The following is a 15848-nucleotide window of genomic DNA, read 5'->3' on the forward strand; positions in this document are numbered from 1 at the left end:
CGCGGCAACCACCACGCGGGAGCGGCCACTCAGGAGCGGCGTGAGGCGAGGGCCCAGCCGACCGCGCCGAGCGCCGCGACGAGGGCCAGGCCGACGGGCAGGGCGATCCGGACCGGCTCGACGGCCGGCTGCCACGTCACTGCGCCGCCCCGGAGCACGTACACCCCGGCCGGGGAGGCGTTGACCCCGTAGCCGAGGCCCGATCCGCTGCCGGACTCGCCGTGCTGCTCGCCGGAGCCGCCCCCGCCGCCGCCCCAGCCGCGGACGTGGGCCACGGGCACGATCGTGGCGCCGTCGAGCTCGTAGGCCTCGCCGAACACCCGGCGCACCGTCACGGCGTCGAGGGCGCGCTCCAGCACGGAGCGGTCGGGGGCCCCGGACTCCCACTGCGCGGCGGAGCGACCCGAGGACGGGTCGGCCGGGACGGAGGGCTGCTGCTGCTCGGACATGGTCTTCCCCCTGGGATCGGTCCGCCGGCGGTGCTGAGCACCATCCTAGGAAGCGGCCCGGCGGCGATCACGGGCACGGCCGCGTATGACGGAGCGCGCCGTCGGGGCGCGCACGTCCCACGGCATCCGTGCCCGGGGGGCTCAGGCGCGGCAGCGGCCGGCATCCTGCGGCGGGACCACGGACCGGTACAACCGGTCCAGATCCGCCGCGACCCGTTCGGCCCCGTACACGCCGCGGACCTCCTCCGCCATCTCCTGCGCCGACAGCAGTCCGTGGCCGTACGCGACCTCGAGCACGGCGCGGCCGAAGGCCTCGGGAGTGCGCTCGGCCACCAGCCGCCCGTTGCCCGGGTGCACGAAGTCCCGCTGCCCGCCGACGGCGCCCATGACCACGGGCCGGCCCGCCGCCAGGGCCTCGGCGGCGGCCACGCAGAACGTCTCCGAGCGGCTGGGGAGCAGGAACACGTCGGCGGCGCCCAGCCGCCGCTGGACCTCCTCGGTCCCCACGCTCCCGACGAGCAGGACCCGGTCCTCCAGGCCGTGCTCCCGGATCCGGGCCCGGACGTCCTGTTCGAGCTCCCCGGCGCCGCACCAGGTGAGCCGGACGTCGTGGCCGGCCGCGCGCAGCCAGGCGACCGCCTCGACGGCCAGCAGGGGGTCCTTGAGGGCACGCAGCGCGCCGACGGAGACCAGCTCGAGGATCCGCCCGCGCGGCGGCTCCGTCACGGACGGGGCGTGCTCCACCACGTTGCCGATCCGCTCCACCCGGGAGGCCGGCGCGAACCGGCGCAGCACCTCGCACATGACGGAGCTGACCCCCGTGGTCCGGTCGGGCAGGCGCAGGATCCGGCGGCTCCAGGCCAGGCGCCGCCAGAGCGGCCCGTTCTGCTCGGGGGTGAGCACACCGTTCCAGTGCTCCGTGTGCACCCAGGGCCGGCGTCGCACGGACAGCAGCGCGATCAGCGCGGCGGAGAAGGGCATGGTGTGCATGACGTGGGCCTCGGCCAGGGAGCGGCCGATCCAGCGGTAGGCCCGCAGCACGGTGGCCGGGCGCAGGGGGTGCAGCGGGAGACGGACCACGGGGATCCCCTCCCACTGCTCCCGGGTGCAGGCCCCGGTGCGCAGGATCTGCACGTGCAGCACACTGACGTCGTGGTGCCGGGCGATGGCCCGCACGTGCCGGGCGATGAAGGGGGTCTCCCCCGGCCTCTGCGCGGACGGGTACCACGTGGTGAGAACGACGACGCGCACGCGGGTCAGCCCTCTTCCCCGCGCCCCGACACGGGGAGCCTCCACTGCTGTCCCAGTTCGAGGTCGAACTCCGGCGGATCGAACGGCGGCAGGCCGCCGCCGGGGGTCGGCGTCAGCTCACCGAACCAGATGGTCCCGTCGGCGTCGTAGAGGTCCACCCGGATGAAGTCGTAGGCCGCGCCGATCCGCTCCGCGAGCTCCACCATGCGCGCCAGGGTCGGCGGCGGCGGGGTCGCGGGCGCGAGCTCCATGCCGGTCAGCCGCACCTCGAGCGGCCGCCAGTCGCGGGTGTAGAAGCGGCGCCGGACGTCCCCGGCGCGCGGGGTGTCGACCTGGATCGTGTGCACCAGGCCGTCGAAGACGAAGAAGCGGTAGTCGTTCGGCGAGGCGCCGTCCCGGGTGGGGATGCGCTGCTCGACGAGGAACCCGGGCCGCGACCGGCTGTACTGCCACTCGCCGTAGATCCGGTGGGCGTCATCGGCCCGCCAGCGTCCGACCTCGTCCACGTCGATCCCGCTCTCGCGCAGGCTCCCGGTCCCGAACGCGGCGTACCCGGATCCGGTCACGGGCTTGAGCACCCAGGCGCAGCCCCAGTTCCGGTCCTGGATCGCGTGCAGGTCCTCGCCCGACCACAACGTGCGGGGGATCAGGATGTCGAGGCCCAGCGCCGCCACGTACTCCTTCATGGAGATCTTGTCCCCGCCCACCGCGATGAGGTCCCGCCGGTCGTGCAGGATCCGCCACTGGACCTTCTCCGAGAACGTGCGCGGCCGCCAGGAGAAGAAGCGGTGGTGCCGGTAGAGGAAGAACGCCTGACGGCGCAGCGGGAGCGGGATCAGGCTGATGGCCCTCCGGGCCAGCGCGGGCACCGGGCCGTCGCGCACGATCCACGGGTTCTTGGTGAAACCGGGTACTCTCTGCTCGGCCACGGGGTCCTTACCTGCTTCCTGGCGGGGGCGGTGTCCGGAACAGGTTACCCATTCCCGGCCGCGCACCTGGCCGGACCCGGACGGGCAGGTGCGGCGGAAAAGACGAACACCCCGGACCACAGGTCCGGGGTGTTCCGATGTCCTGAGACATCGCACGGGCGGAGACGGGGGGATTTGAACCCCCGGTCGAGTTTAACCCCGACCCTTCATTAGCAGTGAAGTCCATTCGGCCGCTCTGGCACGTCTCCTGGGCCGTCCGGCACCGCGCTGGTGCGGACAACACAGGCCAGCTTAACGGCAGGATGCGCGGTGGGTCAAAGCAGGAGGAGACAGGCGTCCGGTCAGCGCGGCGGATCCGCGGCCCCGGCCGCGTGCACCACCCGTTTGGGCCACGCACCCGCCCCGGCGATAATGGGCGAGGCCCGCCCCTCGACCCCAGAAACGAGCGTCCTATGCCCTGCGCCCCGAGCATCGTGGCCGTTGCGCCCCGCCACGACGAGGAAGCGGCGAGCGGCAGGGCCGCCACCGACCGGCGCGCCACGGTGCCCGGCACCGGAATCCTCGCCCGCGCGGACCTCCGGAGCGACGGCGCCGCCGACCGGGCGACCCCCCGGCTGAGCGGCCGCCCGCTCCCGGGGCCACCGACCGCGACCATCGGCCGCGCACCGCGGCACGGCGGCTCCCGGGAGCAAGCGCTGTGAGGCCCGGCTCGACCGCGCACGGGCGCCGCGGCGGCCGGTGGCGCCCGTGGGCCGTCGGGATCGGACTGCTGCTCGGGCTGCAGTTCGTGTTCTTCGGCCTGCTCACCGCCGCCCAGGCGGTGCCCGACCGGCCGATCGTGGACAACCTCCTGTCCTCGGTCGAGGCGGGGACCTACGGACCCAACTCGCTGCCGGACCGCGTGGGCGGGATCTCGGACACGTTCACCGAGTGCGTGCTGGTCGGCACCGGTCTCGGCGCCGAGCCCGACGAGTCCGCCTTCAGCCGAGCCGTGCGCATGCCGCGGATCGCCAGCTGCGCGGGCGGCGAAGCCGATCTGCGCGCTCTCGCCGGCGACGCCCCCGTCCCCCGGGAGGAGCTCCCGGGGGACAACAACTACTTCCGGTACTGGGCCGGGTACACGGTCCTCACCCGCCCGGCGCTGGCCCTCATCGGGCTGGAGGGTCTGCGCATCGTCTCCGGCGCCCTGATGGTGGCGGCGCTCGTGGGCGCGGCCCTGGCTGTGCGGGCCCGCACGTCCACACCGGTGGCGCTCGCACTGACCCTGCCGTTCCTGCTGGGCACCAACATGCTCTCGACCCCGTCGACGTCCTTCAGCCACTCCCTCGCCATCGCCGCCGCCTACCTGTCGGTGCTGCTCACCGCGGTCGGCGCCGGACGCTCCCTGCGCCTGGGGTACCTCGGGGCGGCGCTCGGGGCGGCGGTGTTCTGCTACGTGGACCTGCTCACCACACCGGCCGTGCCCTGGATCATGTCCGCGTTCGTGCTCGGCGCCGCCGTCTGGTACCGCCGGCGCAGCACGGCCGAGGCGCTGCTGGTGACGCTCACCGCCGGAGTCGTCTGGGTGGTCGCCTTCGGCGTCACCTGGGCGTCGCGGTGGCTCTTCGCCGTCGTGTTCCTGGGGGTGGACGAGACCCTGTCGGTGGTCCGGGGCAAGGTCGCGGAACGGACGGGCGGCGCCTGGGACGGGGTGTCGGACGCCTTCGGCGCCGGCGTCGTCAGCAACCTCGACTACTGGTGGGACAGGGTCCCGACGTCCTCCCTGGTCCTGGCGGCCTGCACCGTCGCCGTGCTGGCAGGGCTGGTCCTCGCCGTGGTCCGCGGCGGCCCCCGGCGGCTCGCGGTCGCCGCGGTGCTCGGTGCCCCCGCGCTCGTGGTGCCCGTCTGGTACGCGGTGCTGAGCAACCACTCCCAGATCCACGAGTTCTTCGTCTACCGCAACGTCCCGGCGGCGCTCGCCGTCGTCACGGCCGCGGCCCTGGCCGCCGCTGCCCCGCCGCGGCCCGAGGACGCCCCGGGGAGGGAGACCCTCACCCGCGGAGGGAGCGCCGTCCCCGAGGACTCGGCGCCGGTCAGGTGATGTCCCGCCTGCGCGCCGTCCTGTTCCCTCCGCCCAACCACGGGAGCACGGACCAGTCCCTGGGCTCCTCGTTCGGGCTCACCGTGGTCGCGATCCTCGTCCAGGGGCTCTCCCGCTTCGGGTACAGCATCCTCGTGGGCCGGCTCATGGGCAAGGAGGCCCTCGGGGAGGTCAATCTGGTGCTCTCCCTCGCCGTCTTCCTCGTCCTGCTCTGGCCGCAGGCCTCGGGCACCGCGGCGGCCAAGTTCGTGGCCATGGCGCGCGGGCGGCAGGACCCGGACGAGCACCTGGCAGCGGCCTCGTTCACCGCCCGGAGCGCCGCGGTCGGCGCGGCGGTCCTCGGTGCCGCCGGTGCCGCCTTCACCGCAGCCGTCCTGGGCCTGTCCTGGGGTTATGCCGTCTCGAGCGGCCTGCTGGTCCTGTCGCTGTCGGCGTACAACTACACGCGGGGTCTGCGCGCCGGCAACAACCAGTTCGTGACGACGGCCCTGTGGGACTGCATCAGCTCGTTCACCACCCTGTCCCTGCTGCTGCTCGTCCTGCTGGCGGGCTGGCACTGGGTCCTGCTGCTGCCGTTGATCACCGGCTACACCGTCTTCGCCCTGCCCGCCTGGCGGCGCCGGTCCCGGGCCCGCCTCGCTCCGGGACGCCGCCGGGAGATCCTGGTGTTCACCGCCTGGGGCTCGGCGCACCTGCTGGCGGCGAGCGGACTGCTCCATCTGTCGGTGGTCATCGGCCGGACCTACGACTCCGAGGAGGCCCTCGGACTGTACGCCGCGGCCGTGTCCCTGGCCACGCCCGCCAGCATGCTCTCGGGCGCCATGATGACGGCGCTGTCCCCCAGCGTGGCCCGGATGTTCGCCGCCGGGCACACCGACGAGCTGTCCCGGCAGGTGGACGCCATCCTGCGCACCATGGTGACCGTGTTCCTGCCCGTGTTCGGCGTGGGCATCCTGTGGGCCGGCCCCGTGCTGCACGTGGTCTACGGCCCGGAGTGGCAGGCCGCCGAGCCCCTGCTGGTGCTCCTGTTCTTCGCGGTGTCCGCGACCAGCTTCAACGCCGCCAACGCCCGCCTCAACGGCACCGAGTCCTGGGGCATCAAGGTCCTCGCCGCGTCCAACGGCGTGGGGCTGGCCGTCGGGATCGCCACCATCCTCGTGCTGGGCCCCGAGCTCGGCATCCGAGCCTCGGCCGTGGGCTACCTCGTCGGCTCGTTCCTCAGCGCCCTGCTGCCCCTGCTCTTCGTGTGGAGGCTGGACCGCCTGCGCTGGGGCGGCGTCCTGCTGCGCATCCTCGCCGGCTACGCCATGGTCCTGGCCGGGCTCGCGCTGCTGGGGGGCGAGTTCCGGTTGCTGCCCGCGCTGGGTGTCACGGCGGCCTTCCTCTCGATCTGGCTGCTGCTCTGCGCCCGGGACGTCCGCCCGCTGCTCGGGTCGCTCGCTGCCCGCCTGGGACGCGCCCGGGGCTGAGCGACGGAGCGGACCCGGTCCCGGGTCCGCCGCGGCTCAGCCCTGGGCGGCCAGCACGAACGGCAGCACCGGCCCGGAGCCGGCCCGGCGCAGGGCGCGGGCGGCCACGGCCAGGGTCCAGCGGCTGTCCACGAGGTCGTCGACCAGCAGCACGGGCCGTCCGCCGAGCCGGTCCAGCTCCTCGGCGAGTCCCGGACCCACCTGGAACTTCTCCCACACGGCCGCCAGCCGGTAGGCGCTGTTGCCGCCGTGCCCGCCGGTGGGGAACCCCTCGGGGACGTCGAGCTCCCCGAGGTAGGGCAGGTGGCCGACCCCGGCCATGCCCTCCGCCAGCGAGCGCACGAGCCGCGGCCGGGAGCGGGACGGGACCGAGACGACCGCTGCGGGCCGGTCCGCCCAGCGCCACTCGGCGAGGACCTGCACGCAGGCCCGGCCCAGGGCCGGGTCCACCGGCCCGTCGACGGGAGCGCCCTGCTCGTCGGTGCGGAACAGCTCGCGCAGCCGGTTGCCCCAGCCCAGGTCCGTGAGCCGGGCGAGGGCCCGGCCCTCGGCGCAGCGCTCGTCCTCCGGGATCCGGCCCTTGACGTCCACGCCGAGCCGCGGCATCCCCGTGGGCCACTGCGCCCGGGGCTCCACCACGACGCCACCCGGGTCAGCGCCGCCCCGGCGGAGTCTGTGGCGCTCTCGTCGACGGTCGTGGGGTACCACGGACCGGCGCAGGTGTCGCACCGCCCGCACGGCGCGGCCGTGGGGTCGTCCAGCTGCCGGGCGAGGAACTCCATGCGGCACCCGGTGGTGCGCTCGTAGTCCAGCATGGCGTTCTGCTCGTCGACCCGGGCGGCGGCGATCCGGTCGTAGCGCTCGGCGTCGTAGCGCCACGGTGCGCCCGTGGCCTGCCAGCCGCCCTGCACGCGCTCCACCGCGCCCTCGACGGCGAGGACCTTCAGCATCAGCTCGAGCGGGCTGCGCCGGACGTCCACGCGGGACTCCAGGACGGCCACGGAGAGGGCGCCTCCCGCGGCGGCCAGCTCGCCGAGGACGGCGGTGGCCTTCTGCTCCGTGGGCATGGAGGCGGTCGCGAAGTACTCCCAGATCTGCCGGTCCTCCGTCCCGGGCAGCAGCAGGACGTCGGCGTTGTCGGTGGCGCGCCCGGCACGGCCCACCTGCTGGTAGTAGGCCACCGGCGAGGACGGCGCGCCCAGGTGGACCACGAACCCGAGGTCCGGCTTGTCGAAGCCCATGCCCAGCGCCGAGGTGGCCACCAGGGCCTTCACCCGGTTCTCCTTGAGCGCGGCCTCGAGCTCCTCCCGCTCGCCCTGGTCCGTGCGCCCGGTGTAGGCCCGCACCGGCAGACCGGCGTCGGAGAGCGCCTGGGCGGTGTCCTCGGCGGCCCCCACCGTGAGCGCGTAGATGATCCCGCTGCCCGGCAGGGACTCGACGTGCTCGAGCAGCCACGCGAGCCGGGCCGTGGCCGAGGGCAGGTCCAGCACGCCCAGCCGCAGGGACGCCCGGGAGAGCGGGCCCCGGAGGGTGAAGACCTCCCCCGTGCTCGTGCCGCCGGGCCGCACCCCCAGCTGCTCCTCGACGTCGGCGACCACCCGCTCGTTGGCGGTGGCGGTCGTGGCCAGCACCGGGACCTCCTCGGGCAGGCGCGCGATCAGGTCGCGGATCCGGCGGTAGTCGGGGCGGAAGTCGTGGCCCCAGTCCGAGATGCAGTGCGCCTCGTCCACCACCAGCAGCCCGAGCCGGGCCACCAGCTGCGGCAGCTGCTGCTCCCGGAACACCGGGTTGTTCAGCCGCTCCGGGGAGACGAGCAGGACGTCGAGCTCGTCGGCCTCCAGCTGGGCGGAGATCTGCCCCCACTCGGTCGCGTTGGCGGAGTTGATGGCGGCCGCCCGCACTCCCGCCCGGGCCGCGGCGGCGACCTGGTCCCGCATCAGGGCCAGCAGCGGGGAGACGATCAGGGTCGGGCCCCGCCCGCGCGCCCGCAGCAGCAGGGCGGAGAGGAAGTAGACCGCGGACTTGCCCCACCCGGTGCGCTGCACCACCAGGGCGCGCCGGCCGTGCCCCACGAGGGCCTCGATCGCCTCGAACTGGCCGGGGTGGAAGGCGGCGTCAGCCCGGCCGGTGAGCGCACGCAGCAGCCTCAGCGCGTCCTCGCGCAGGGCGGTGTCCTGGGCGGAGTCCTGGGCAGTGGCCTGGGCTGTGTCGGAAGCCGGGGAAGTCGTCATGGGACCCAGTCTTCCAGGGTCCACCGACGCCGTGGCGCGGCGGTCACCGGGCGGTGCAGCACGGCGCACCGCACGGCACCGCCCGGCGCCACCGGCCGGGCCCGGACAGAGCGATGCGCCCGTTGCCCATCCGTCGGAACGGATGGCCCCCGCAACGGGCGCATCGTCCGGCCTGTCGGCCGGTGGCGAGCAGAGACTCGCCTGGTGGGAGTACCGCCCCCCAGCGGTGCTCCCGTGTCGGTTCACCCCCCGATGAACCGGTCGCACCGGCACCCCCCGATGCCTGTGTGCGGGCGGCCCATCCCCCGATGAACCGCGGTCGATCCGCCCCCCGACGGATCAGTTGGTTCTGCCCCATCGGGTGAACCAATTGACTCCATGGTGGCAGGGTTTCCATGACCTGTCACGGCGGCCGACGTCATATGCAGAACGGTGGACATCGACGTTTTCGCATGTGTTTGTGCTTGCCACATCGGCGTTTTCCGGACCCCGGGACGCCGACTCCATTCATTTGAATCGGCAAACGTGGCACGAAGTGGGGACAGACCGGCCCTGCCACGCCCCCGTGCGGCACCGGTCCCGGGCACGGCGTGACGTCACGTTGCGCGCCCGGGGCCCCTGCCGGAGGCACCGGGCGCGCTCCCGCTCAGCCGCGCAGCCCCGGGAAGTCCGCCTCGGTGTACTCGATGCCCAGGCCGTCGGCGGGAGGCGCCGCCGGTGTGCCGGCCGCCGGGCGGTCCGCGGCCTGCTCGCGCTCGCGCAGCACCACGCGGCGGATCTTGCCCGAGATCGTCTTCGGCAGGTCGGTGAACTCGACCCTGCGCACCCGCTTGTAGGGGGCGAGGTTCTCCCGGGCGAAGCGGAGGATCTCCCCCGCGAGCTCCCGGGTGGGCTCCGCCCCGGCGGCGAGCACCAGGTAGGCCTTCGGCACGGCGTGCCGGACGGGGTCCGGGGCCGGGACCACGGCAGCCTCCGCGACCGCGGGGTGCTCGATGAGCACCGACTCCAGCTCGAACGGGGAGATCCGGTAGTCCGAGGCCTTGAAGACGTCGTCGGTGCGCCCCACGTACGTGTAGACCCCGTGCTCGTCGCGGCGGGCGATGTCCCGGGTGTGGTACCAGCCGTCCTGGACGACCTCGGCGGTGCGCTCGGGCTCGTCGATGTAGCCGGCCATGATCCCGGGGGGATCGTCGTCGACCTTCAGGCAGATCTCGCCCTCCTCGGCGGGCGCGCCCGTGCGCGGGTCCAGGAGCTCGACGACGAAGCCCGGCAGCGGCCTGCCCATGGCGCCGGGCACCACCGGCTGGCCGGGGGTGTTGGCGATCTGCAGCGTGGTCTCCGTCTGGCCGTAGCCGTCGCGGATCGTCACGCCCCACGCCTCCTGCACCCGGCGGATCACCTCGGGGTTCAGCGGCTCCCCGGCGGAGACCGCGGACACGGGCGGGTCCTGGACGCGGTGCAGATCGGCCTGGATGAGCATCCGCCACACGGTGGGCGGGGCGCAGAAGCTGGTGACGCCCGCGCGGCCCATCTGCTCCATCAGTCCCACCGCGTCGAAGCGGTCCTGGTTGAGGATGAACACGGTGGCCTCCGCGATCCACGGGGCGAAGAAGTTCGACCACGAGTGCTTGCCCCACCCGGGCGAGGCGATGTTCAGGTGCACGTCCCCGGGGCGCAGGCCCATCCAGTAGACGGTGGAGAGGTGCCCGAACGAGTACGAGTAGTGGGTGTGCTCCACGAGCTTGGCCTGCGACGTGGTCCCGGAGGTGAAGTACAGCAGCAGCGGGTCCCGGGAGCGCGTGACCCCCTCGGGGACGAACACGGCGTCCGCGCCGGCGGAGTCGGCGTAGCGGCGCACCTCCCGCCCGGGAAGCTGCCCCCGCACCGCCTCCACCTCCGCGTCCCCGCCCACGACGACGAGACCGTAGTCCCCGTCCACCTCGGCGAACTTCGGGGCGTTGGCGGCGTCCGTCACGACCCAGGAGACCCGGCCCCGCCGGACCCGGTCCTGCAGGTCCGCGGACGGCATCATGACGGCCGTCGGGATCAGCGGCGCCCCCAGCTTCATCCCCGCGAGCTGGGTCTCCCAAAGCTCCAGCTGGTTGCCCAGCATCAGCAGGACGCGATCGCCGCGGCGGACCCCCAGGCCCCGGAGCCAGTTCGCGGTGCGGGCCGAGGACTCGGCGAGCTCGGCGAAGGTGCGCCGCTGCTCCGAGCCGTCGGCGGCCACGATCCACAGGGCGTCCCGGCTCCCCCGCCCGGGGCCCCGGGCCACGTGGTCGAACCAGTCCAGGGCGAAGTTGAAGTGCTCCATCCGCGGCCAGCGGAACTCCTCCCGGGCCCGGTCGTAGTCCTCGCGCAGCTCCAGCACACGGTCCCGGACCGCCTGGTACTGCTCGGAGACACCTGGGGCGGCGTCGGACATCGCGCTCGTGGGAACCGGCTCGACCATCGGGGACCTCTCTCCGTCGCTGCGGGCCGGGCGGGCTCGTCCGGCCGGCCTTCCCGAGCAGTCTAGTGCGGCGCTCCCGCCGGGAGAGCTCTGCGAGGATGGTGCCCACACCCGTCGCCCCGGAAGGAGGCCCGCCCCGCCATGCCGTTCCCGGCCACCGCAGCTCCCGCCCGCGCCGGCGCCCGGGAGTGGGCCGCCCTCGTGGTGCTGATGCTGCCGGTCCTGCTGATCTCCGTGGACAACACGGTGCTGAACTTCGCGCTGCCCGAGATCTCGCGGGAGCTGCGCCCCACCGGCACCCAGCTGCTGTGGATGGTGGACGCCTACCCGCTGGTGCTGGCCGGGCTGCTCGTGCCGATGGGGTCGCTCGGGGACCGGGTGGGGCGCCGCCGGCTGCTGCTGGTGGGGAGCACCGGGTTCGCGGTGGTGTCGGCGCTGGCCGCGTTCGCGCCCACCGGAGGGGCGCTCGTGGCGGCCCGCGCGCTGCTGGGGCTCTTCGGGTCCATGCTGATGCCGGCCACCCTGTCCCTGCTGCGCAACATCTTCCACGACCCCACCCAGCGGCGGACCGCCATCGCGGTCTGGGCCACGGGGTTCTCCGCGGGCGGGGCCCTCGGCCCCGTGCTGGGCGGGTTCCTGCTGGAGCACTTCCGCTGGGGCTCCGTCTTCCTCATCGCCGTGCCGGTGCTGCTGCCCCTGCTGGTCCTGGCCCCGGTCCTGGTGCCGGAGTCCCGCAACCCGGCCCCGGGGCCGGTGGACGTGCCCAGCGCGGCGCTGATCATGACGGCGATGGTCGCCCTGGTCCACGGTCTCAAGGACCTCGGCGCGCACGGGCCCTCCCCGGCCGTGGCCGCGGCGGTCCTGCTGGCCGCCGCCGCGGGCGCCCTGTTCGTGCGCCGTCAGCTGCGCCGTCCGGTGCCGATGCTCGACCTGCGCCTGTTCCGCCACGCGCCGTTCACCGGCGGGCTGCTCAACAACCTGGTGGCCTCGACGACCTTCATCGGCTTCCTCTTCTTCGTCTCCCAGTACCTGCAGCTGGTGGAGGGCGTCCCGCCCATGCGGGCGGGCCTGGCCCTGCTGCCGGGGGCGGCCGTGACCATCGTCTCGGGGCTGCTGGCGGTGCACGTGGTCGGCTTCGTCCGCCCGGCGCTCGTGCTCGGCGGCGGCCTGCTCGTGATGGCCGCCGGATTCCTGCTGGTGCTGCTCGGGGACCTCTCCGGCGGGACGGTCCTCGTCGTGGCCCTGATGGTGATCGGGCTGGGGTCCGGGGCGGCCCAGACGATCGCGGGGGACCTGATCCTCTCCGAGGTCGCTCCTGAACAGGCCGGCGCGGCCTCGGCGATCTCCGAGACCGCCTACGAGCTCGGGGCGGGACTGGGCGTGGCCGTGCTGGGCACGGCCGTCACGGCCACCTACGCCCACCGGGTGGTGCCGCCGCCGGACCTCGCCCCGGACCAGGCCGCCACCGCGGCGGAGACCCTGGGCGGGGCGGTCGACGTCGCGGGAGCCCTGGACCCGGCCACGGCCGACCAGCTGTTCGCCTCGGCGGTGGCGGCCTTCGAGGCGGGGGTGCACCTGTCCGCCGGGATCGGCGCCGCCCTGCTGGGCGCCACCTCCGTGGTCGTGGCCCTGCTCCTGCGCCGCGTGCCGCGGCTGCGCCGCCGGTAGGGCTCCCGGCCCGGCTCAGCCGCCCAGCCGGGCCGCCACGTGGTGCTCCACGCGGGCGAGGTCCCGCGGGTTCGGGCCGCTGTCCCGGAACTGACCGAGCAGCACGTCGACGTGCTCGTGCACCTGCCGCTCCACCGAGGGGTGCACGGTCGCGGACCCGATCCGGGCGGCGAGGTCCACGAGGGCCAGCAGGACGCTGACGTGCCCGGTCGCGTGCGGGCGGATCTGGTCGAAGGGCATGTCCACGATCTCGTCGAGGCCCACCACCCCGTAGCGGAGGCGGTGCACCCCGTCCACGACCACCGTGTTGCCGGGCAGCGGGCGGGAGACGGCCGTGACGATGCCGGCCGCGACCTCCTCGATGGCGTTGACCGCGGTGTAGGGGTCGTTGGTGCTCGGCGACAGCGCCCGCACCGCCAGCTCGACGACCTGCTGCTCCGCGAACCGCACGTCCTGGTCCGCCGAGCGGGAGTCGCCGAGCACCACGCAGTGCCGCAGCCGCTCCGCCAGCTCCTCCGCCCGGTGCTCGGGCCGGACCCGGAACAGGGGCTCCTCGGGCAGGACGTGGTCGCCCACCCGGGGAACGAGCTCCACGAAGACGTCCTGCTCGTCGGCGTGGGAGCGCAGCCGCTCGAAGTTCACGCTGACGAGGTAGCCGACGGCGTCCGCGCGGACCCGTCCCCCACCGGACCGGCCCCCGGCGGTCCGGATCAGCTCCTCGGGCGGCTCCTCCGGGTGCCACCGCTCGATCACGGCCAGCAGGCGCCGGCGCACCCCGTGGACCAGGGTGTCCACCTGGACGGAGTCGGCGATGTGGTGGATGAAGTACACGACCAGGGCCACGTCCGCCACGGCCAGCAGGACGGCCAGGTTGACGGCCAGGTGCGGGACGAACGGCTGCGCCAGGTCGTCGGAGGCGGAGCGGATCGTGCGCAGCACCAGCAGGGCGTAGATGAAGGTGGAGACCAGCACGCCCAGCACCACCTGGTTGCCGCGGTCCGCCATGAAGTTGCGCACCAGCCGCGGCCCGTACGTGGAGCTCGCCGTGGCGACCACCGAGATGGTGATCGAGAACGCGGTCGCGGCCACCGCGAGCATCGACCCGCCGATGGCCGAGAGCATCCCCCGGGACCCGTCGATGCCCACCGCGTAGAGCCACGAGATCCAGGGCGAGTCCAGGGTCTCGGGCAGCCACCGGTCCACGGCCACCACGGACTGCGCCAGCACGACGGCGGCCACCACGCACACGGCGGGGACGAACCAGAACTTGTTGAACACCCGGCGCCAGGACCCGGACAGCTTCTCCATGGGACCCACCCTAGGAGACGGGACGGGCACCCCGGCCCGCACTCGCCCGGCGACGCCGTCCGTCTCCGAGTAAGCTGGACGGCCGGGCCCGCGCACCCGCGGCTGCCGCACCGCTCCACCGCTTCCGAGGAGATCTCTCCATGCTCAACGCTTCGCGCCCGCGCCGACGGACCAGGACCGTCCGACTGCTCCGGACCGGTGCGGTGACGGCCCTGGCGCTGACGGCGCTGGCCGGGTGCGGCTCCGACTACCCCCTCGGGGAGGAGCAGCGCCGGGCCGCGGAGCAGGGCGGATCCGACCTGTCCGGGATCCTCACCGGAGTCGGCTCCTCGGCGCAGAACGCGGCCATGCTCACGTGGCGCAGCGGGTTCGAGTCGAGGCACCCGGACGCGCAGGTGCAGTACCTCTCGGCCGGTTCCGGCGCCGGGCGCAGCGCGCTGGTGGGCGGCGGCACGGACTTCGCCGGCTCGGACGCCTATCTGGACGAGGACGAGCAGGCCGAGGTCCGGCAGTTCTGCGGCCCGGACGGGGCGATCAACATCCCGGTGTACATCTCCCCCATCAGCGTCGCCTTCAATCTGCCCGGCATCCAGGAGCTGAACCTGGACGCCACGACCATCGCCGGCATCTTCCGCGGCGAGATCACCCGCTGGGACGACCCGGCCATCGCCGCCCAGAACGAGGGCGTCGACCTGCCGGACCTGCCGATCACCCCGATCGCGCGCGCCGACGACTCCGGCACCACGGAGAACTTCACCGACTACCTGCACTCGGTGGCCCCGGAGGCGTGGCCGGACGAGGAGGACGGGAGCTGGCCGGGCAGCCTGCCCACCGAGCGGTCCCAGGGCAACGCCGGGGTGGTGAGCCTCACCGCCGGGACCGAGGGCGCCGTGACCTACGCGGACGACTCGCTCGTGGACGAGTCCCTCGGCAAGGCCCGGGTGAAGGTGGGCTCCGAGTACGTGGCCGTGTCCGGGGAGGCGGCCGGCACCGCGGTCGGCGAGGCCTCCCGCGTGGAGGGCACCGGCCCGCACGACATCGCCCTCGAGCTGGACCGCGAGCCGGACGCTGCCGGCGCGTACCCGGTGGTGCTGGTGTCCTACCACGTCTACTGCACGAGCTACACGGACCCGGAGGTGCTCGAGCTGGCCCGGGCGTTCGGCCACTACGTGGTCAGCGAGGAGGGCCAGCGGGCGGCGGCGGAGGCCGTGCAGAGCGCCCCGCTGCCGGACAACCTCCGGGCGGAGGCGCAGGAGGCCCTCGACTCCATCGGCCTGCGCTGATCCGGCGGCCCGGGCGTCCGGGTCCCCGCGGATCGGGTCCGGTCCGGATACCGTGGAGGAGTCACCGACCGAGAGGACCACCCGAATGCGCCGGATCATCCCCGCCGCGGCACTGCTCGCCCTCGCGCTGACCGGCTGCGACGACGCGCAGGAGGACGGGACGACCGCCCCCGCGACGTCCTCCGAGACCTCCCCCACGAGCACCTTCAGCCCGCCGCCGCCCGTGACCACCACCCCCACGCCGGAGGGCGCCCCGGGCGAGGCGCAGGTCGGATCGGAGGCACCGGCCCCGGACCAGCCGGGCCCCGAGTCGGTGCCCACCCCCTCCGAGCAGCTCGACGGGCCGTAGCGGGCGTCCCGCTCGCGCGACGAAGGTCCGGGCCGGGTCGACGTACGTCCACTCCTCGCCCCGCGGCGCGACACACGCGGCCCGCTCGCCGGGTTCCGTGCCCGCATGCAGGAACATGGGTACACCCCACTCCCCCGGAAGGCACCCCCATGCACGAGAACACCACTCTCGTCCCCCGTCCCCCCTGGGCCACCGCTCAGGAGGTGACCGATCCCGAGACGGTCACCAACTCGCGGGAGCTGCCCGCCCGGTCCCTCGCCGGTCCGTCGCCGGTGGCCCTGCTCGAGACGTGGGAGGTCGTCACCACCCGGACGGGTCCTACGCCCACCCGGACGGCGTGGTCCTGCACATCGGCCACGAGGCCTGGACCGTGGCCCAG

Annotated in this window: 11 protein-coding genes, 1 tRNA gene and 1 pseudogene; 6 read left to right on the forward strand and 7 right to left on the reverse strand. The window is 74.3% G+C overall.

Going from position 1 to position 15848, the window contains the following annotated elements; genetic code table 11:
* Nucleotides 1-29 precede the first annotated feature (29 nt).
* The 4 genes from BJF77_RS03460 to BJF77_RS03475 all read right to left on the reverse strand — a co-directional run bounded on the left by BJF77_RS03460 (nt 30) and on the right by BJF77_RS03475 (nt 2877).
* Entirely contained in the window at nt 30-449 is a 420-nt protein-coding gene (locus BJF77_RS03460) for a spore germination protein GerW family protein (protein WP_083664942.1), read from the reverse strand.
* Between the two features lie 141 nt (nt 450-590).
* Nucleotides 591-1700 (reverse strand): glycosyltransferase, encoded by a 1110-nt coding sequence (locus BJF77_RS03465; RefSeq protein ID WP_075871275.1) that lies wholly within the window; start codon nt 1698-1700, stop codon nt 591-593.
* 5 nt (nt 1701-1705) lie between these two features.
* A complete protein-coding gene (locus BJF77_RS03470) occupies nt 1706-2629 on the reverse strand; it encodes an ATP-grasp fold amidoligase family protein (protein ID WP_158041178.1) in 924 nt (307 codons plus the stop codon).
* A gap of 159 nt (nt 2630-2788) precedes the next feature.
* Nucleotides 2789-2877, reverse strand: a tRNA-Ser gene (locus tag BJF77_RS03475).
* A 449-nt stretch (nt 2878-3326) separates the two neighbouring features.
* On the opposite strand from BJF77_RS03475, the gene BJF77_RS03485 reads away from it, so the two are divergent.
* Both BJF77_RS03485 and BJF77_RS03490 read left to right on the forward strand, forming a co-directional pair.
* Complete coding sequence (locus BJF77_RS03485; RefSeq protein WP_075871277.1) at nt 3327-4709, forward strand: hypothetical protein; 1383 nt, start codon at nt 3327-3329, stop codon at nt 4707-4709.
* Nucleotides 4709-6178 carry a lipopolysaccharide biosynthesis protein gene (locus tag BJF77_RS03490; protein WP_075871278.1) on the forward strand — a complete coding sequence of 490 codons (1470 nt, stop codon included), beginning with the start codon at nt 4709-4711 and terminating at the stop codon, nt 6176-6178. Before BJF77_RS03485 ends, BJF77_RS03490 begins: the two co-directional genes overlap by 1 nt.
* Nucleotides 6179-6214: 36 nt before the next feature.
* Here BJF77_RS03490 and BJF77_RS03495 read toward each other — a convergent pair.
* Nucleotides 6215-8409 (reverse strand): annotated as a pseudogene (locus BJF77_RS03495) (ATP-dependent DNA helicase RecQ).
* Between the two features lie 646 nt (nt 8410-9055).
* Entirely contained in the window at nt 9056-10861 is a 1806-nt protein-coding gene (locus tag BJF77_RS03500) for an AMP-binding protein (RefSeq protein WP_047802993.1), read from the reverse strand.
* A 141-nt stretch (nt 10862-11002) separates the two neighbouring features.
* Between BJF77_RS03500 and BJF77_RS03505 the strand changes: the two genes are divergently transcribed.
* The gene (locus BJF77_RS03505) at nt 11003-12529 is read left to right on the forward strand and encodes an MFS transporter (protein ID WP_075871279.1); all 1527 of its coding nucleotides are present in this window, start codon (nt 11003-11005) and stop codon (nt 12527-12529) included.
* A gap of 15 nt (nt 12530-12544) precedes the next feature.
* Here BJF77_RS03505 and BJF77_RS03510 read toward each other — a convergent pair whose 3' ends face one another.
* Nucleotides 12545-13837 (reverse strand): DUF2254 domain-containing protein, encoded by a 1293-nt coding sequence (locus BJF77_RS03510; protein ID WP_075871280.1) that lies wholly within the window; start codon nt 13835-13837, stop codon nt 12545-12547.
* A gap of 140 nt (nt 13838-13977) precedes the next feature.
* On the opposite strand from BJF77_RS03510, the gene pstS reads away from it, so the two are divergent.
* From pstS to BJF77_RS19895, 3 genes are all read left to right on the forward strand, one after another.
* Complete coding sequence (pstS, locus tag BJF77_RS03515; RefSeq protein ID WP_075871281.1) at nt 13978-15120, forward strand: phosphate ABC transporter substrate-binding protein PstS; 1143 nt, start codon at nt 13978-13980, stop codon at nt 15118-15120.
* Between the two features lie 85 nt (nt 15121-15205).
* On the forward strand, nt 15206-15469 hold the full coding sequence (locus BJF77_RS20425) for a hypothetical protein (RefSeq protein WP_075871282.1): 264 nt from the start codon (nt 15206-15208) through the stop codon (nt 15467-15469).
* Between the two features lie 149 nt (nt 15470-15618).
* Nucleotides 15619-15848 (forward strand): hypothetical protein (locus BJF77_RS19895; RefSeq protein ID WP_139318425.1); only part of this gene is annotated, 230 nt, incomplete at its 3' end.

The organism is Kocuria sp. CNJ-770, from assembly GCF_001942375.1.
GTDB lineage: Bacteria > Actinomycetota > Actinomycetes > Actinomycetales > Micrococcaceae > Kocuria > Kocuria oceani.